The sequence below is a fragment of the Alteromonas sp. ABH4_453 genome, from assembly GCF_056160665.1.
In genome coordinates, this window is sequence record NZ_JBSWXP010000002.1 from 300,989 (window position 1) to 317,945 (window position 16,957).

Sequence of the window (16,957 nt, forward strand, 5' to 3'; positions counted from 1 at the left end):
GGTTGAAAACACTGGCAATAATATTCGCCAGCTATTTTACTTAGAGCAAATGATGTTCCATGGTTTATTTCATTGAAAACATTGGCTTTTATTGTATCTTGTAAATGGTAAGTCTAAGACTCTTTATGCAGAACTTACAAACGCTTGAAAACACTACAGGCTCACTGAAGCTATGTCAGGCTAACGTTTTTGCAAAGGCTTCACTATCTTGTTTCTTTTCTATCTTGTGCTGATCTTCGCTACGACCTTTTTTCCAATAGCTACTAATGTAAATGTTCTTATGCGCTATGGCTTTGTCATCTTTTAGCCATGTTCTTATAGTGCGCATATCAGAGAATTCGCACGCCACCCAAACTGCGGGTGTACCCTCTAGCCAATTAAGCTGAGTAAGGCGATTAGATAAGGTGTTTTCAAACTCCCATATCACCTCAATACCCTCAGGTTTTTTAAGCTCCACTGCGTCTCTTTCGTCTTCAATACGGATCACGGCATAGCCTTTGGCATCAGAGGGAAGTGCCGCTAAGTGATTTCTAATACTAGGAAGAGCGGTCATATCGCCTGCCAGCAATATCCAGTCATAATGTTCGCTTAATCCTTTGCTAGAGCCTGGACCTGCCAATGTAATAACGTCACCGGGTTTAGCACTGGTCGCCCACGCTGAAGCAGGCCCAGTCTTTCCGTTATCTGCGTGAATAACCATATCCAAAACCATTTCAGGTTTGTCCGCATCAAAGTGAGCAACCGTATAAGTGCGCATTGCCACTTGGCCCATATCTGTAGGTTTGTTAAGCGGGTTTCCGCTTTTATCGAACATCAGCTTTATGTAAGCACCGGCAGTTACTGCTGGAAAAGTGCGAAGGTCTTCACCGCCTAAAAAGACTCGCTGCATAGTAGGGGTTATACGAACAGATTGCGTAACAACTGCTTGGCGGGGTTGAGGTTTAGACATTGGCTTCTCCTTAAAAGTGTAATGAAAACTTTATCTGATAATGATTCTCATTACTATTTCTTAAGGTGGAACGATAGAGTCTGTTAAATTCTATTTTTTCGATTAAAGACAGGGCATTGCTAAAACTGACTACAATTCTTCGATAAGTGCATCGAAATGCCGTTTTTGAGAGGTACTAGTGTGGAAAATAGCGGCAAAAGAAAAGGGGCTAAAAAGCCCCTTAAAAAACCACAACATAACTTGGAAAACACATTTACACACCACAAAGACGCACACTCAACGACTTTATGTATTAAGTAAGATAGCCTAATTTTGAAAAGGTTCCGCTTTTTTAAAAATAAATGGTAAAAAAATAAATACCTTTGAAAAGCATCGATTAAACAACAGTTGCGCGCCTTTGGTATAGGCCTTTAAATCCTATTCACGACGGCCAGCTCTTTGCAGCGTTATGTAGACTACACAAGTGGTCAGGGCAATTAGCACTGACGCTACAGCGAAAGGCAAGGCAATGTTAACTTGGTATATCACTGCTGCGAGTGGTGGTCCTATAACATAGCCCATGGCGGTTGTGGCTGTAATTAACCCGGTAATAGTCGCTTGTTGAGAAGGTGCGCAATAGGTTGTTGCGGCTGCGGCTAATGATGGGTAGGCCATACCCATACCTAACCCCATTAATGACATGGCGATATAAAGCAAAAACAATGAGTGTTGAAGGAAGAGCAACAAGTAAGCTAGACCCAATATAGGAAGTGCCAGCGAGATCATAGTCTCTTTACTTACACGTCCTCTTTGAACCCATCCAAATTGTGCAGTAAGAGACGCTGCGGCACTGATCATCATTGCAAATCCTACTTGTCGTGCAGCTTCAACGGGCGTGTAATGATAAAAATCAATAAAAAAGAAGCCTAGCGACTGCTGCATCATTGCCATAGCGCAGAACACGCAAATACACGCAGCAACAAACACATAAGGCACTTTGGTGGGAGCTTGGTGGTCTTCGCTCGTATGCACAGCTGTCTGTTGCTTAGATAAAGGGGGTAAAACTGGCAGCTTAAAATACACCAACGTCAGTGCTAACAAGGTTAATAAAACAATACTGTACAGCGGAGCTAATAAGCCAAACCCCACCAATAACCCTGCATAAGCTGGACCGAAAATCTGCCCTACATTACTCGCTGAGGTCACTTTACTAATGGCACTAACTCTGTTTTGGGGAGTACTTATTGCGACAGCGTAACCCACGGCAGATGGCGGGGTTGCAGACATTATAGTGGATTGTAAACTGCGACTTATTAATAACGCCAGAAACAAATTGGTGCCGCTAATTAAGCCCGAAAACCCTGTCATCCAGGCGCTAGCAAAGGCAAATGTTCCCAAGCTATAGCCAGTTAGCCCCACCATCAGAATTCGCTTAAACCCAGCGCGCTTTGCCACTTTGCTCCACACATTGGTGCCAAACGCGAAAATTAGCGCTGAACTCGACATAATTGTGGCTATGTGAAACTCAGACAGGTCAGCCTGACGTCCCATAGAAGGTAATGTGGTTAACATAACACTCTGACCAACAGACGTAGCGAGCAGGGCACAAAAAAGCACTTTAAAGACAGTAGAAGATGCTGAAGGCGATATCACGCAGGTAGCTCTTTAGGTAGGTGGCGAACGTCGATAATATTTTATCACAATTGAGGATAAAAAAATGCCCGCCAAAGGCGGGCCAAAATCAGAGGTATGTAAAGGCCGGGATGGGCCTTTGAGGGGAGAGGAATGTCGTCGGGTGACAACTCACTAATAATATCGACGACATTACCAGTGTCCTCACTATGGTCTCGCTGAAGCAACACACACGTACGTTCAACGAATCCAAATTGGGTCAACAGTCCCTTGCTGCACGAGACATCATTGTCAGTGCTTGCGATGTAGGTACTCAGTGCTTGTTCGCAATCCTTATGAATCAAGAGCCTTGCATCCTGCGAGTTTATTTAGGTTATCTTTTACCTAACCTCATCATCGACCAGCAATTTAACGAATGCGCCACAGGTATCCTTTAATCTCTAACACTGACTCATCCTTTTATCCTTGGTGACCATTCCATATACTTCCTATGTCGTCACCTTCAGTCTTTGGTATTTACGTAATCTGGCCTCTCCGTCGCTAAAGCCGTCCTGGCTACAAATTACGTTCTGCACTTATTCGTTAGTATAGATTATGCGTGATCTGTGCCAGGTTGTGCCATTTCTCTTTTTATTTTTTTAAGATGTTGAATTTTATGGGTAATTTTGTTTTTTTAGAAAAGCTGAAAATATATTGAAAGGTGCAATGAGAAAAGATGTGAATATTTTTCCTAGTGACATGTCTCAAATTACAAACAATTAAATATTACGGTTTTGCCCCTACCAGACTCTTTGGCTTGGTAGAGTGCTATGTCTGTATTTTCCAAAACAGAGGTGACGCTTTGCGAGGCTGATATAGCCATTAAACCTGCTGAAAAGGTGAGTTTAATTTCATTAGATAGTTCATCTTGAGAAGTTTCTTTTAATGAGCAGCGAAACACGTCGAGGGAAGCGAGCGCCTCTTTTAACGAAATTTTATCGAAAATAAATAGAAACTCCTCTCCGCCTAAGCGTCCCATTAATACATTGTCAGTGAAGTGTTCACGCGCGACCTTGGAAAATAGACGTAATGCATCGTCGCCCACCTTATGTCCGTATTTATCGTTTATTATTTTAAAGAAATCGATGTCTAGCATGGCCACACAAAATTCATCGCCATTCTGTGCAAGGTTATTAATTTGAGCATCTAGCAGTTCTAAGGTTTTACCTCTATTGAAGAAGCGCGTTAGTGAATCTGTTGTTGCTAATTTTTCCAATCTCCTCTGGTAGCGAATGCGTTTAGCGTATAGCAGAAAAAGCGATATACTTAGAAGGAATAGAAGCCCTGCCAAGGCTCCAAAAAGGTAGTTGCGCTGTTTATTGAGATTGAGTTTTTCAGCTTGTAGTCGAGTTACCTTTTTTAAATTAGTATTTTCCTCTTGAATTTCGTCTAATTCGTATAGCGTCCTGATGACTTGAACCCTTGATTTGTCGAGTGATTGTGAGACTGTCCCACTAAGCGAGATAAAATTTTTAAGCGCATTAATTTGTGATCGCTCGTTATTGCTAGTTTCCATAATCGACAATCTAAGGTGCGCCGCCTTAAGGTTTTGCTGTCCCGGCTTTTTTCCTTTCAATAACGCTTCGGCCTCTTCCAATCGCAACAAGGCTACATCGATATCTCCATTGGAAAGCGCCAGCTTCGAGAGAGCAAGCAGTGCGTCAAAATAAAGGGTCTTGTTATCTAAGTTGCTGGCGAGTAAAAGGGCCGTTTCGTAGTAAGAGCGGACAACCTCAATACTTTTTTCTTTGTCTGCTTGGCGTAGCAACAATTTTCCTTTTCCTAGCAGTGAGCGGGCTAGTAAAGGTGTGTCTTTACTACGTTGGGCAATCTCTTTGGCTTGGTCGAAATATTCTTCTGAGCTCTCGGCATCTAATAATTCGTATTCTACTAGCGCAATTTTTTCGGCGAAGCGCCCTTGGACCAGTGCATTGTTTTTCTTTTTCGAAAAGTCATAAGCTTCTAGTAAATAGTTTCTTGCATCTTCATATCTAGACAGTTCTAAATAAACAGTTCCAATTAACCCGGCAATATGAGGTGCTGAAATTTGCGTTTTAAACTGTACGGCCATTTCATAGGCCACCAAGTAGTTATCCAGCGCTAATTGGTGTTCTTGTATGCTTTCAAAGACTGTGCCGAGCGTCATAATAACGCCAATGTTTAATTGTATGATGCCATTGTTGATAGACCACTTCTTTACTGAATTAAGTAGCTTTATCGCAGTCATTACTTCGCCAGTATTAGCGTAAATCTTTGCTTGTAGCATCTTCAGGCGTTGCCGCATCAAACCTTCTGTATTGATGTTGCGTAAACCAGCTTCCACTAAGTTTAGTGCTGCATCATATTCACCGCGTTTTTCCTTGCCCAGTGCATACAAATAAAGCCATTTGTGGCGCTCAGGGTGAGCGTCATTTTCTTCTAATAAGGTTTTTAACTTAGTCATTTCTATTTCTGGATTACGATGCAGTGCTTTAATGCCCTTTATAACGTCATCGTTAGGTGCCAAGTTTAATTGAGTATTAGCAATTGCTAATTTATTTAAAAAAAAGAAGGTCATCAAAAAGGTTAGGGCGATGAAACCAAGTTTGGGCATGTGAAGGCTTTCCGTCTGCTTTCAGGTTTTCTCTCAAATAACTATAGCTTTATTTTAAGGTTGCGTGAGAATACAAGAAAAAAATTAATAACCAAGGCCTTTAAACAACGTTTTAAAAGGATAAACGTTTATCACAATTCACTACGTTGTGATATGTTATAACGTGATTGTTGAATAATATATTAGGTCATCTTTGTGAAATTTTTTGCTATGCACACTAGCGTTAAATTGGGTTTAGTTGCTGCACTATTGATTTTAATTAGCACATTAAGCCAAACCCAAGCCGCCGATTACGAGGAAATTGACTGGGTTGCCCTTATGCCCGAGGACGATTTGAGCGCGCTTTTAAACCGACCTGAGTTTTTAAACGATATTGCCGATGGATCTGCCGCTGACTCTGTCGATGACTTTGCTTCAAAGCAGCTAGAAGACGAGCAAGCGCAGCGATACCAACAAGCGTTAGTATCTACTCGGGTGATAGATGGATTTGATGGTAAAGCCATCCGCATCCCCGGCTTTATTGTACCTTTAGAGCAAAACGAAGAACAAAAAGCCACCGCCTTTTTCGTTGTACCGTATTTTGGGGCTTGCTTACACATGCCGCCACCGCCGCCAAATCAAATTTTGTATGTTGAATACAAAGAAGGCATTGTAGTTGAGAACTTGTACGACCCTTATTGGTTTGAAGGCACGGTAAAAATAGACAACCACGAAAGCGCACTAGGTACATCTGCCTATTCGTTAGTGCTAGACAGCTTCGCGCTTTACGAGGAGTAACTGATATGAAAAAAACAGTCGTTGCAGCTACCGTTTTGTCAAGTCTTATAGCATTTCATAGCACTGCGTGTGAACTACATGCAGGTATGGGAAACATGCAGTTTGGCTTTCAACACCCCATGATGCAACAGCATTTAGCGGCAGCTAAGGAGCCACTTATCTCCCTTAATATCGATAGGAAGCATGAAGTGGCAAAGCTTGAAGCGTCTGCTGTACCTCTGCGATTTACCATTCCTTCGAACTATAAAGAAGTGAGTGTAGATGTGATGGCAAGTGATGGCGTAACGCTACTTTCGCCGCAGCGCTTTTCTCTGCCGTCTACAAAGGGCGAACAAGCCATTAGCTTTCAGGCACAAGAAGAAGGCACGCACGAACTTGTATTAAAAGTCTATGCGCTTAAAAAGAATGTGCCAGTCACTTATACGCGCAAAGTAAAAATTCTAGCGAGTTAGGCGCTGACTCAAAAAATGAAGCGCCCCTCTTTTGCTTTACTGTCTTTCCTCATCGCATTCGCCGCATTAGGTGCATTAGTTGGTTTAGGGCTTAATGGCAAACTTAACGGCCTTATCGGATTTTTCAACAGTGACGTTGTCATTTATCAAGACAGCACGCGACTGCAGGAAACCCAACAATATCAAGTTTTATCTTGGGATGCCTTGCTACCTGAAGCTGAAAAAGTGTTACTGGGTAAAGCCCAGTCTACTCAGAGTTCTCAACAAAATTTACCCCTTCATGAACAAGTATTTCAGTCTATTCAACGCACGTTTGACGATGAATACCAGCAAGCGCTAATTTCGGTGAATACAGTTGATACATTTAACGGCAAGTACGTCGAACTCAGCGGGTTTATTGTGCCTGTAGAAGCAAATGCACAGCGAGAAATAACGGCGTTCTTCATTGTCCCTTATTTCGGCGCGTGCATTCATTACCCACCTCCGCCACCGAATCAAATTGTGTTTGTTTCGTTGAATAATACCCAAGAGCAAGGCGGTATTAGAGGAATAGACATCCAGCAGGCGTATACGTTCTCAGGTGAGTTTTCTACCGGGTTGTATGAAGACCCTCAGGGCACATCCGCTTACTTACTGGACGTGGTAGAAATTAAGCCCTTTTCAGGGCTGGGAAATGGCATTAACGATGACAACGCTAATTTAACGAACGGCGCTTTCCATATAGAAAGCGACATTCGTTGATTTTACTTTATCAATGGTTTACCAAGAACCGTACATGGGGTTTGGCAGAATAAAAATCTCTGCGCCCACTCGTGGCATGAGCAACTCAACGTTGGCAGATTCTTGGGTTACGCCGCCCACATCTTCAATGTTGTCACCAATTTGCATGACAATAGTGTGAGGAGCCGACCAGGCTGATGCTGTCTTGTTAGATGTATTTGAGCAAGCTATTTTGCCGTTAATAAGCTGCATTCTTCGCAAGTCTTTGTCATTAACCATACCATCTTGCCCGACTGCTTTTTTATCTTCAGCAGTACGGCCAACTACGCAGGTATTGCTGGTGGTCAGCGGTAAACCTTGTGCCAAAAGATTATTCCACGTGTGCTTATCAAGCGTTTTATCGCGATTCGTAATAAGCGCCACCTTGCCATTTCGTGCAACAACTTCATCGATGAAAGTGGCTACACCAGGCACCAGTGTGGCTTCTTCACGTTTTACCCATTCGGCCCAGCTTTGTGAAGAATATCCCAAGCCAGCACTTTCCCGTTCTTTTTGATAGGTGCTATTGTCTAGCACGGTTTCATCAACATCCATCACCACAACATCGCCATTAGCAAAACGCGTAGGTAGCGCTGAAATAGCTTGGCCATACACAAAACTTGAAAGAACAGGATATTCTTTGCTGCTGGTTTGGTATATCACGGCATTTGACAGAGGGTGTGATTTTACACCAGCAAGCGGGGTTGATGGCGCAGACGAGCACGCCGCAATAGCTGATACTGCAGCGCCTATGCACGCTGCTTTGCTGATGAAAGAGAGCTTGTTAAGAGATAACAATGTTATTTTCCTTTTATCGTTTCTTCTGTCTACCTGCTCCAACAACCAATTGGTGTCTGAGCTTATCGATGAACTGGGCCAGATGTTTCAGCAATGGCGTCGTGTGCGTGCAGACTTTCTTGATGCTCTACTTTTACACGAAAATAGGTAGCTTGGTAATACGTACTTAACGCTTTATGCAGTCGCCTTACCGAATCTTCTACAAACATTAGGTTTTCAGCATTACGCTTGGCAAACGCCTGTTCATCTTCACGCTTAACTGCGGTTTGAAGCGGTGTGCCTAACGCGTTTTCTACCAAGTCTATAATGCCAACAAAATCGGGGATCTCGTTGTCGCTTAAATCTAGGGTTATATCGGCAAAGGAACGCTGTGCATGCGCCGTGGCGATGCTGGCTTGTTTAGAAGCGAGCCAAGCGCCCATTTCTTCTACAGATAAATCTTTTCCTTCGAATAGCTGCACAAACACTTCTGATAACGCCTTGCGAGAGAGTGAGGCCGAACAAGGACAAGTACTAGAGTACGGTACTCTTAACTTAAGCTGTGCCTCATAACGTTCAGGTGAACGCCTTACGCAAAGTGAAGCGGGGTACGATTGATACCCTGACATCCTACTTATGAGCGCCGGACGCGACACGGTGAGGTCAAAGTGTAGATTAAGCTGGGCGCTGTTGCTCAGCCCATCTTGAGACTCGATAAGCGCATTCATTAACGACACAAGTGCCGACTTATCTAAGTCTTGGTTGCTCAAATATCGCTGCAGCAAGCTGTACAAGCGAGACATGTGAATGCCTTTAGCATTGGGGTGATCTAAACTCACTGTTACATCGACTTTTGCTTGGCTGGCTAATCGCTCACCGCGCTTACCTAGCACGTGCAGAGGAATAGCAATGCCCTGCATGCCTACACTATCAATAACAGGAAGTTGCGCAGTGGAATGCTCTGTAGTGACATCGGGAAGTACCGTGTCGGAATGATTGAAACTAGACAAAATAACCTCTGAATGAGACCTCAAAAACGGCTTACATCACTAATATTGCGAGCGTCGCTAGATAAGAATTACCCGCTTTTGAGGTGATGATGAAACTAATAGGGTTGTGATTGGGTGGTCTCGCGCTCTTCGCAAATAGGCACCTGTACGGTCGACCTAAGCCTATAGTTAATCAGGTGCGCACCAACGATAATAAACGATGCGATTACCGTGATTATCACTTCACCATATTCACCTAGCACTTCGTGTCCTAAGCCTATCCACTCAACGAGCAGCGGACTACTTAAAAGTGTTAGGCCAAAAACGCCAGCAAATACTACCCACTTATTTTTGTGATGTAGGTAGCCTAGTGAAAGTGCAAGAACCCCAATGGGTAACACGAAGAACAGCAATATTTGATGGAAGGTTTCATCATTGAGCATTGACACACTTGCCAATGCAGGTATGGAAATCAATAAAATAGGCGTCAATAAACAATGTATTACGCAAAGGGATGAAAGGAGCATAGCGAGCCTGTCTGAAATGAACTGCACTTTTGGCATTGCGCTGCTTCCTTGATATATCGAATTCATAATATGTCCGAAAATTGCTATGGCGCAGCTATAATGAGTGAAGCTTGCGCCTGAGAGAGTAAAAAATATAACTAGCTGCTTATCAGTAAGGTTGGCTGACTTGGAGTTATCTCCAGTGCGCCTTGTCCTTTGTTGGTTACCCAAATTGCATTAACATGCTGCAGGCTTGGCCAATGGGGAAACCCTGTCATCTCAATACGCTTTACGGGGCCTTGGCAACTAAGCAAATATGCGACACGAAAATCAGAATGCGTGTTGCGATGGGCATGGCCTTCGTGTTCACTTTCATGCTCGTCATGCTCGTCATGCTCGTCATGCTCGTCATGCTCGTCATGCTCGTCATGCTCGTCATGCTCGTCATGCTCGTTAGCTACGTCCCATGGGCTTTCAAGTGTGGTATCGAGTAATTCACACGTATTGCTTAGGGTAAAAATGTCGTCAAAGCGCTGAAAAACATTTTGCGTTTCTTCATAACGTTTTTTATCGCTAGTCGTGGATGGCGCGTATTCAAACCCCAGAACATCAGCAGCAGGCAGCTGCAGCACAAACTGCCACTCACTTCCCGCTTGTAGGATTTGTAGTTTGCCTTCGCCGTGAGTATGAGGCGCAGCATGAACAGCGTTGATACTCATCCCAGCCAAGTTTAGTCCGACAAAAGTACCTACCTTAAGAAAAGTTGAAGAGGCGCGTAGCGCTTTTTGTGAATTCTTCCACGTAATAGAAATGGTTTTCATTTTTACCTCTTGCGTAAACGTTACAATATAACATACCATAAAAATAAAGTTGATACATTATCACATTACACAAATTCAGAGGTTAGAATAATGAAACTGTCTCGATTGGCGTTAGGCTTATCGCTTTCAGCGCCTGCGTTGCTATTAGCATCTCCGTCAGCGCTGGCACAAACACTTTCTGGCACGGTAACTAATGCAGCCGGAAAGCCGCTCGCCAATGCCACTGTTGAAATTGAGGCGCTAAAGCGTGTTACCAGCACTAACGAGCTGGGCGAGTTTACTTTCTCTGACGTAAAGGAGGGCGACTATACGCTTCACATATTCGCCTCTGGCTTTGCTCACTTACATGAGCATACGCAAGTTCAATCTGACAGCGCGGGTGGCGCTAACTTTGTTTTGGCGCGCAGTGCTATCGAAGTCATTGATGTGCACGCCACGCCTATGCATTTATCGGTGATGGAATCGGCCACTCCAGTGAGCGTGTTATCTGGCGAAACCTTACGTCGGCAACAAGCGGCCACGCTGGGCGATACGCTAGAAAAATTACCCGGCGTACAGTCTAACTTCCATGGCAATGTTGCGAGCACGCCAATTATTCGTGGCCTTAGCGGACCACGGGTGCTGATTACTCAAAATGGCTTGGATGTGAGCGACGTTTCCCGCGTTGGCCCCGACCACGCAGTAGCAAGTGAAGCATCGACCGCTAAACAAATTGAAGTGCTGCGTGGGCCAGCAACTCTGTTCTTCGGAAGCGGTGCGATAGGCGGTGTGGTAAACGTAGTTGACCAACGTGTGCCCACGTCCACTGAAACGCGCGGTGAATTTGTATTAGAAACGCAAACCGTTAACGACCAGAAGCTTGGAACGTTTAACGTGACTACTGGCGTGGACAACGTGGCCTTCTATGCTGACGGTTTTTATCGCGATTCAAATGATTATGAAACACCTGTTGCCCCTGACATTGATGACCCGGATGGCGCCCATGTGGTTGAAAACAGTAACGAAGAATCGAGTGGGTTTACGTTAGGGACCAGCTACTTATTCGACCAAGGCTATGTTGGCGTAGCGGTAGAGCGGTTTGAGCGAGAGTATGGCGTGCCTGGGCACAGTCACGGCGGAGATACTTCGGTATTCGCTGATCTTGAGCAAACTAAGTATCAGCTTTTAGGTGAGTACAACTTTACTAATGACTTTTTGCAAAGTGTTCACTTTAGAGCGGGCTATACCGATTATGAACATGCTGAAGTTGAGGGCGGTTTAGTAGGTACCACTTTTAGTAATGAAACCGAAGAACTCCGCGTAGAGTTATTGCATAAACCCATGGCTGGCTGGCGCGGTGGTATCAGCCTTCATTACAAAGGGAGCGATGTATTTGCTCAAGGCGAAGAAGCCTTTACACCGCCTTCAGAAATGGAGATGTTTGCTGTAGCACTCATGGAAGAGCGTCACTTTGGTGATTTTCTGGTTCAATTAGGGGCGCGAGCGGAAAGCGTAACATTAGACGCATCAAGTGTGCTGTTGCCTGAGCTTGACGCTCACGAGCACGAAGATGGACATGATCATGATGAGCATGCCCACGACGAGCACGATCATGAAGGCAGCGAGTTCGTACGACAGTTCGCGGTAGATCAAGAGTTTACACCTATATCGCTATCAGCGGGTGTGGTTTATACCATTAATGAAAGCTATAACGTGGGCGTTTCACTTTCCCGTTCAGAGCGCGCACCTTCTGCCTCTGAGCTTCTTTCTTTTGGCCCGCATATTGGCACCCGTACCTATGAAATTGGCGCCCTCTTTGATTTGTCAGAGGAAGGCGAGTTTGTGCTTTCTCAAACGGCAATCGATCTTGAGACAGCAAACAACATCGACCTAACGTTCAGAAAAACACAGGGCGACGTTGGTTTTGTATTTAATGCCTTTTATAACCAAGTAGATAACTACTACTTCCAAGAAGAAACCGGCTTATTCGCTGAAAGTGGTCATGACCATGCTCACGATGAAGAAGGCCACGGTGAAGAAGAGCACAGCGAAGACGAACACAGCGATGAATTACCTGTCTACCTATTTGGTTCAGCTGACGCCATTCTGCATGGTTTTGAATTACAGGTTGCTTGGCAAACCACGGATAACCTAAAGCTTGATTTCTTCGCCGATTACGTTAAAGCCCGACTTAAAGACGGTGGCGCACTGCCGCGTACCTCGCCTATGCGCGTGGGGACACATGTTGCCTACACACTCGACAACATTCGAGCCGACTTAGACATTACGCATTTTGCCAAACAAGACGACATCTCAAACTTCGAGACTGAAACTGACGGTTACACCCTTGTTGATGCATCAATCACCTATGACATTCCATTGGGTGACGTCGACTTATCTGTTTACCTGAGCGGTGAAAACCTCACAGACGAAGAAGCGCGCGTTCACACCTCATTTTTGAAAGATATTGCACCACGTCCGGGTAGAAACTTTGCTTTCGGCGTACGTGGTTATTTCTAAGATCAGCTTAAAAAAAGAATTATTGATAGGGATACACACATGAAAAATAGACTAGTACTAAGCGCCATAGCCAGCGCACTTTTGCTTGCAGGCTGTGGTGATGCAGAAACCAATATTGTAGAGCTGGATCCTATTGAGGTGCCAGAGGATGACCATGATCACGACGACCATGATCACGATGACGACCACGACTCAGACTATGAAATAGAAAGTGAAGGCAGATTAGTAGTCGCCGATGCTGCTTCAAATACGCTCACTGTATTTGATTTAGATGATGATTCAGTACTCGATACCTTCTCTACCACCCATGATGGTAGTAGTGTAAGCGCCTCAGCAGACTACCGCTTTGCCGTAATTAACAGCCGAGCAAACGGGTTAACTGAGTTTCTTGATGGTGGATTATGGCGAGAAGATCACGTAGAACACCTTCATGACTATGAAGAAGCCCCAAGCTTGTCTGATTTTACACTAGAAGGCAGCCAGCCGACTCACGTAGTCACGCATGACGGTCAGCTTGCAGTATTTTACGATGGTGACGCCGATACCAGTATGCCTGCAGCGGTAAAGGTGGTAACTGACACGCAAATTGCCAGTGAAATTACAGACGTTCCTACTTTAGAATTTACCGTAAACATGCACGGTGTCGCAGAACCTCGTGGTGACATGCTGATTAGTACCGTACGTCGTGACGATGCAGAGTCTCGTTCTGCTAACCCAATCTTGCCAGACAGTGTTGCGGTATATCATTGGCATGATGGCGAGTACGAAGAAGAGCAACGCTTTGATGGCGAGTGTGCTGATTTACATGGCGCAGCTCAAAACGAAATCGCTGTGGCATTTGGCTGTAGCGACGGTGTATTAATATTAAACGAAGCTGATGAAGTATTTACCAGCACGTTTATCGACAACATTGATGCGCTTGGCGACCTGCGCATTGGCACAATGTATGGACACGAACACGCAGAAGCGTTTATCGGTATTGCTTCACAGCACGGCGGTGGTAGTGCTGTTTTAGCTAATGTGTCGCCCGTAACCAGTACAATGAGTGTGATTGATTGGCAACCAGAGACTGATGCTCATGCAGTGTCATACGGTTTCTCAATGGGCGGCGAGTTCTTTGCTATTCTAGATGACAAAGGTTTTGTAACGCTGCTAGAAGCGCATGAAGAAGACGGTGACACTCACTGGGAGTTTGCGCACAAAATTGATGTGGCCAGTGCCAGCGCCGCAAACTTAACGGATGACCAGTCATTTAGCATGGCAGCATCACAACATGAAGAAGCCTTGTTTGTGGTTGACCCTGTTGCGCAAGCTATCCTTGCTGTTGATTTGGAAACCGAGACCACGGAAACCTTGCTTGAACTAGATTTTGAGCCTGCAGGTGCAGTTTGGTTAGGTATTGCTGAAGAACACGAGCACGACGATCACGATCACTAATACGCAGTAGTGATTAAGTAAACGAAAGAGCAGGCTATAAGCCTGCTCTTTTTGGTTTTAATGTACCTTGTGCTTAAAGCCATTAGTTTGTTGCTAGACCTGCTTACAACAACAGCTTTATTTAGGCAGTGGAATAAACTCTTGGTCGTCACCCGGAATAGTTGGGAATAACCCGTTTGCCCAACGAGCCTCAGCGTCTTCTATTTTCTCTTGAGAGTACGCCAAAAAGTTCCAACGTAAAATGGGTTGTTTCTCCATTTTCTCTCCACCTAAAAGGAAGTAGCGACTGTTCTCCATGGTTTCAATTTCACTTTCATCGTCCAAAAGGACAAACTCGCCAGCGCTGAAAACTTCATCGCCTAGTTTTACTTTTCCGGAAATAACGTAACAGGCCGTTTGAGATTTGCCACACGGACGCTCAATAACCGCTCCGGCTTCTGTTATCACATCTAAATAAAACATGGGTGAGTACGTCTTAACCGGTGACGTATAGCCGTACGCTTCCCCTGCAATTAGTCGCATCAGTACTTTTTCACGATGTATATAAGGCAGTTTAGCTTTGTTAACGTGTATAAAGCTGGGCTCCATATCTGCCTTTTCTTCAGGCAATGCAACCCAGCACTGTAGACCGTTGAGCACATGATCACTGCCTCGGGTTTCAATGGTCTCTCGCTCAGAGTGAACAATGCCTTTACCCGCAGTCATCCAGTTTACGTCGCCAGGCTGTATTTCCTGAATAGTGCCTAAGCTATCCCTATGCAGCATACTACCTTCCATTAAATAACTAATGGTGGCCAGTCCTATATGCGGGTGGGGCCTAACGTTAATGCCGCTGCCTGCTGGAAAATGTGCAGGTCCCATATGGTCAACAAAAACAAATGGGCCAATGCTCCTTGCGTCAACGTGCGGAATAATACGACTTACTGAGAAGCCACCTAAATCTTTTTTGTGAGATGAAATTCGTTTTGCCATGATCTTTCTCAATTAACGTTGTTGGGAGAAGTTAACCGGTGACCACGCGGGCTCGGCTGTTTCTATTGGTGTTGCGAGTTCTGGGTACTGCTGTCTATCGGCAAAAACGACGTTGCCGTCTACGACAGTTAACTGTGCTTGTGTGTTTAGCAATGCCTTTTCACTTACTGTTAAGATATCCTGGTTAAGAATAGCAAAGTCAGCGTAAAAGCCAGGTCGTAATCTTCCCTTAACGTTTTCTTCTCCAGATAGTGCAGCGCTTCCTTGAGTAAATAGCTTAAGGGCTGTCAGTCTGTCTAAATGCTCTGTACCTAAATCAAAACCACCCACGGTTTTTCCGCTCACTGCCCAGTAATAGGTTGCCCATGGATTAAAACTTGAAACGCGGGTACCGTCTGTGCCTAAGCCCACTGTGATACCAGCACTAAGCATTTGCTTTATAGGGGGCGTGCGCTTGGCTTGCTCGGCGCCATATCGCTCAACGAAATCCTCACCAGCAAAGGCCATACGGCCTTGTACCGCAATCGAGCCACCTAACGCTTTAATGCGCGAGAGATTTTCATCAGACACCGTCTCGGCGTGGTCAATAATCCAGCGCACGCTATCAACGGGCTGTGTTGAGTGAATATGTTCAAGTACGTTTAAAATACGTGTTATAGATTGGTCATAAGTGGCATGGAGCCTAAACGGCCACTGCTGCAATAGATGAAGCCTAATCACTTCTTCCAGCGCATCTTCGGCTTCGCCTGGAAGTTCAGGGCGTGGCGCACGAAAGTTTTCATAGTCTGACGCTTTATAAGTGAGTAGCTCGCCACCGCCTTCAATCACATAGCCATTGTCTAAATGAATATGCTGGTTTTGATTTGCTTCATACTTGCTCATCCATGTAGCAAAACTCACCATTTCTTTAGTGGGAACTTGCGGGAACAAGTAATTAGAAACCCGTATCGGTAACTCACCGAGCTTGGCAAGGGTTTCACTGGCTGTATAGTCTTCAGGAAAGGTATGGCCACCGCCGCCTGCGTCTACTACACTGGTTACGCCTAGGCTAAGTAGTTTGCGATAAAACTGTCGACTGGAATTTAACTGTTCATTTGCGCTTAGCTGAGGCAGCGCGGCAATGGTCTTATATAAAATCATTGGGTTGGGTTGAGCAAGCAAAACACCTGTGGGGTTGCCGTTAGCATCTCGCTCTATCACGCTTCCCTTTGGTGCTTGGGTGTCTTTGTCTATTCCCAGTGCTTCAAGGCCTTTTTTATTGAGCACACCACCTGAGTAAAGATGAAGTACAAATACCGGTGTGTTTGGCGCGATGTCGGTAAGCTCTTGTGGTGTAGGTAAGCGCTTCTCTTTAAATTGATAAGGGCTGAAACCTCCAATGACTCTTACCCATTGACCCTTGGGCGTGCGTTTGGCTTGTGCTTCTAGCATGGCTAAGCCTTCTTTCAAGCTTGTAATACCTTCCCAGCGAGTTTCTAAATTATAAAAGCGTCCTCCACGCGTTACGTGCATATGCGAGTCATTAATACCTGGAATGAGCCGCTGTCCTTTTGCATCGATTACTAGAGTGGCGCTATCTGCGTCTGCTAGCAGCTGTTGGGCATCTTGCGAAAAGGCGCTAAATTTACCGTTTTCTACGCTAAGAGCCGTATAGGTTTGGCCGCTCGAATTTGTGATTTTTGCATTTACAACGACCAGATCTGGGGCAGCCATTGCCTGGCTAGCGCCAAACAATAGAGCAACAATCGAAAAACGTGACAATAATAAATTCATGGG

At 44.9% G+C, this 16,957-nt stretch carries 15 protein-coding genes; 6 read left to right on the forward strand and 9 right to left on the reverse strand.

Going from position 1 to position 16,957, the window contains the following annotated elements; translation table 11 throughout:
- Positions 1 to 175 precede the first annotated feature (175 nt).
- Together ACXAGV_RS04770 and ACXAGV_RS04775 are read right to left on the reverse strand one after the other, a co-directional pair.
- Entirely contained in the window at positions 176 to 949 is a 774-nt protein-coding gene (locus ACXAGV_RS04770; protein WP_474872274.1) for a siderophore-interacting protein, read from the reverse strand.
- Positions 950 to 1,366: 417 nt separating this feature from the next.
- The gene (locus ACXAGV_RS04775; protein ID WP_474872524.1) at positions 1,367 to 2,530 is read right to left on the reverse strand and encodes an MFS transporter; all 1,164 of its coding nucleotides are present in this window, start codon (positions 2,528 to 2,530) and stop codon (positions 1,367 to 1,369) included.
- Between the two features lie 284 nt (positions 2,531 to 2,814).
- Between ACXAGV_RS04775 and ACXAGV_RS04780 the strand changes: the two genes are divergently transcribed.
- The gene (locus ACXAGV_RS04780) at positions 2,815 to 2,997 is read left to right on the forward strand and encodes a hypothetical protein (protein ID WP_474872275.1); all 183 of its coding nucleotides are present in this window, start codon (positions 2,815 to 2,817) and stop codon (positions 2,995 to 2,997) included.
- Between the two features lie 311 nt (positions 2,998 to 3,308).
- Here the strand turns inward: ACXAGV_RS04780 and ACXAGV_RS04785 are convergent, their stop codons facing one another.
- A complete protein-coding gene (locus ACXAGV_RS04785; RefSeq protein ID WP_474872276.1) occupies positions 3,309 to 5,192 on the reverse strand; it encodes a tetratricopeptide repeat-containing diguanylate cyclase in 1,884 nt (627 codons plus the stop codon).
- Positions 5,193 to 5,402: 210 nt separating this feature from the next.
- Between ACXAGV_RS04785 and ACXAGV_RS04790 the strand changes: the two genes are divergently transcribed.
- Genes ACXAGV_RS04790 through ACXAGV_RS04800 form a run of 3 tightly spaced genes read left to right on the forward strand, consistent with a single transcriptional unit; the run spans position 5,403 to position 7,162 of the window.
- A complete protein-coding gene (locus ACXAGV_RS04790; protein WP_474872525.1) occupies positions 5,403 to 5,969 on the forward strand; it encodes a DUF3299 domain-containing protein in 567 nt (188 codons plus the stop codon).
- Positions 5,970 to 5,974: 5 nt separating this feature from the next.
- Complete coding sequence (locus ACXAGV_RS04795) at positions 5,975 to 6,421, forward strand: hypothetical protein (RefSeq protein ID WP_474872277.1); 447 nt, start codon at positions 5,975 to 5,977, stop codon at positions 6,419 to 6,421.
- 15 nt (positions 6,422 to 6,436) lie between these two features.
- Complete coding sequence (locus ACXAGV_RS04800) at positions 6,437 to 7,162, forward strand: DUF3299 domain-containing protein (RefSeq protein ID WP_474872278.1); 726 nt, start codon at positions 6,437 to 6,439, stop codon at positions 7,160 to 7,162.
- Between the two features lie 18 nt (positions 7,163 to 7,180).
- On the opposite strand, the gene ACXAGV_RS04805 is transcribed toward ACXAGV_RS04800, so the two are convergent.
- The 4 genes from ACXAGV_RS04805 to ACXAGV_RS04820 all read right to left on the reverse strand — a co-directional run bounded on the left by ACXAGV_RS04805 (position 7,181) and on the right by ACXAGV_RS04820 (position 10,273).
- Entirely contained in the window at positions 7,181 to 7,978 is a 798-nt protein-coding gene (locus ACXAGV_RS04805) for a 5'-nucleotidase, lipoprotein e(P4) family (protein ID WP_474872279.1), read from the reverse strand.
- A gap of 62 nt (positions 7,979 to 8,040) precedes the next feature.
- The gene (gene folE2, locus ACXAGV_RS04810) at positions 8,041 to 8,967 is read right to left on the reverse strand and encodes a GTP cyclohydrolase FolE2 (RefSeq protein WP_474872280.1); all 927 of its coding nucleotides are present in this window, start codon (positions 8,965 to 8,967) and stop codon (positions 8,041 to 8,043) included.
- 95 nt (positions 8,968 to 9,062) lie between these two features.
- Complete coding sequence (locus tag ACXAGV_RS04815; RefSeq protein WP_474872281.1) at positions 9,063 to 9,539, reverse strand: MerC domain-containing protein; 477 nt, start codon at positions 9,537 to 9,539, stop codon at positions 9,063 to 9,065.
- Positions 9,540 to 9,610: 71 nt separating this feature from the next.
- Complete coding sequence (locus ACXAGV_RS04820; RefSeq protein WP_474872282.1) at positions 9,611 to 10,273, reverse strand: ZrgA family zinc uptake protein; 663 nt, start codon at positions 10,271 to 10,273, stop codon at positions 9,611 to 9,613.
- 90 nt (positions 10,274 to 10,363) lie between these two features.
- On the opposite strand from ACXAGV_RS04820, the gene ACXAGV_RS04825 reads away from it, so the two are divergent.
- On the forward strand, positions 10,364 to 12,772 hold the full coding sequence (locus ACXAGV_RS04825; protein WP_474872283.1) for a TonB-dependent receptor: 2,409 nt from the start codon (positions 10,364 to 10,366) through the stop codon (positions 12,770 to 12,772).
- Positions 12,773 to 12,811: 39 nt separating this feature from the next.
- Positions 12,812 to 14,209, forward strand: coding sequence for a 5-methyltetrahydrofolate--homocysteine methyltransferase (locus ACXAGV_RS04830; protein ID WP_474872284.1), 1,398 nt, complete (start codon positions 12,812 to 12,814; stop codon positions 14,207 to 14,209).
- A 117-nt stretch (positions 14,210 to 14,326) separates the two neighbouring features.
- On the opposite strand, the gene ACXAGV_RS04835 is transcribed toward ACXAGV_RS04830, so the two are convergent.
- Both ACXAGV_RS04835 and ACXAGV_RS04840 read right to left on the reverse strand, forming a co-directional pair.
- Positions 14,327 to 15,181, reverse strand: coding sequence for a pirin family protein (locus ACXAGV_RS04835; RefSeq protein WP_474872285.1), 855 nt, complete (start codon positions 15,179 to 15,181; stop codon positions 14,327 to 14,329).
- A 12-nt stretch (positions 15,182 to 15,193) separates the two neighbouring features.
- The gene (locus tag ACXAGV_RS04840) at positions 15,194 to 16,954 is read right to left on the reverse strand and encodes an amidohydrolase (protein WP_474872286.1); all 1,761 of its coding nucleotides are present in this window, start codon (positions 16,952 to 16,954) and stop codon (positions 15,194 to 15,196) included.
- Positions 16,955 to 16,957: the final 3 nt, after the last annotated feature.

Excerpts from the sequence above, each read along its gene's own strand:
- ACXAGV_RS04820 (WP_474872282.1), bottom strand. The coding sequence starts at position 10,273 with ATGAAAACCATTTCTATTACGTGGAAGAATTCACAAAAAGCGCTACGC.
- ACXAGV_RS04825 (WP_474872283.1), top strand. The coding sequence starts at position 10,364 with ATGAAACTGTCTCGATTGGCGTTAGGCTTATCGCTTTCAGCGCCTGCG.
- ACXAGV_RS04835 (WP_474872285.1), bottom strand. The coding sequence starts at position 15,181 with ATGGCAAAACGAATTTCATCTCACAAAAAAGATTTAGGTGGCTTCTCA.
- ACXAGV_RS04770 (WP_474872274.1), bottom strand. The coding sequence starts at position 949 with ATGTCTAAACCTCAACCCCGCCAAGCAGTTGTTACGCAATCTGTTCGT.
- ACXAGV_RS04815 (WP_474872281.1), bottom strand. The coding sequence starts at position 9,539 with ATGAATTCGATATATCAAGGAAGCAGCGCAATGCCAAAAGTGCAGTTC.
- ACXAGV_RS04840 (WP_474872286.1), bottom strand. The coding sequence starts at position 16,954 with ATGAATTTATTATTGTCACGTTTTTCGATTGTTGCTCTATTGTTTGGC.
- ACXAGV_RS04795 (WP_474872277.1), top strand. The coding sequence starts at position 5,975 with ATGAAAAAAACAGTCGTTGCAGCTACCGTTTTGTCAAGTCTTATAGCA.
- ACXAGV_RS04790 (WP_474872525.1), top strand. The coding sequence starts at position 5,403 with ATGCACACTAGCGTTAAATTGGGTTTAGTTGCTGCACTATTGATTTTA.
- ACXAGV_RS04800 (WP_474872278.1), top strand. The coding sequence starts at position 6,437 with ATGAAGCGCCCCTCTTTTGCTTTACTGTCTTTCCTCATCGCATTCGCC.
- ACXAGV_RS04785 (WP_474872276.1), bottom strand. The coding sequence starts at position 5,192 with ATGCCCAAACTTGGTTTCATCGCCCTAACCTTTTTGATGACCTTCTTT.
- ACXAGV_RS04830 (WP_474872284.1), top strand. The coding sequence starts at position 12,812 with ATGAAAAATAGACTAGTACTAAGCGCCATAGCCAGCGCACTTTTGCTT.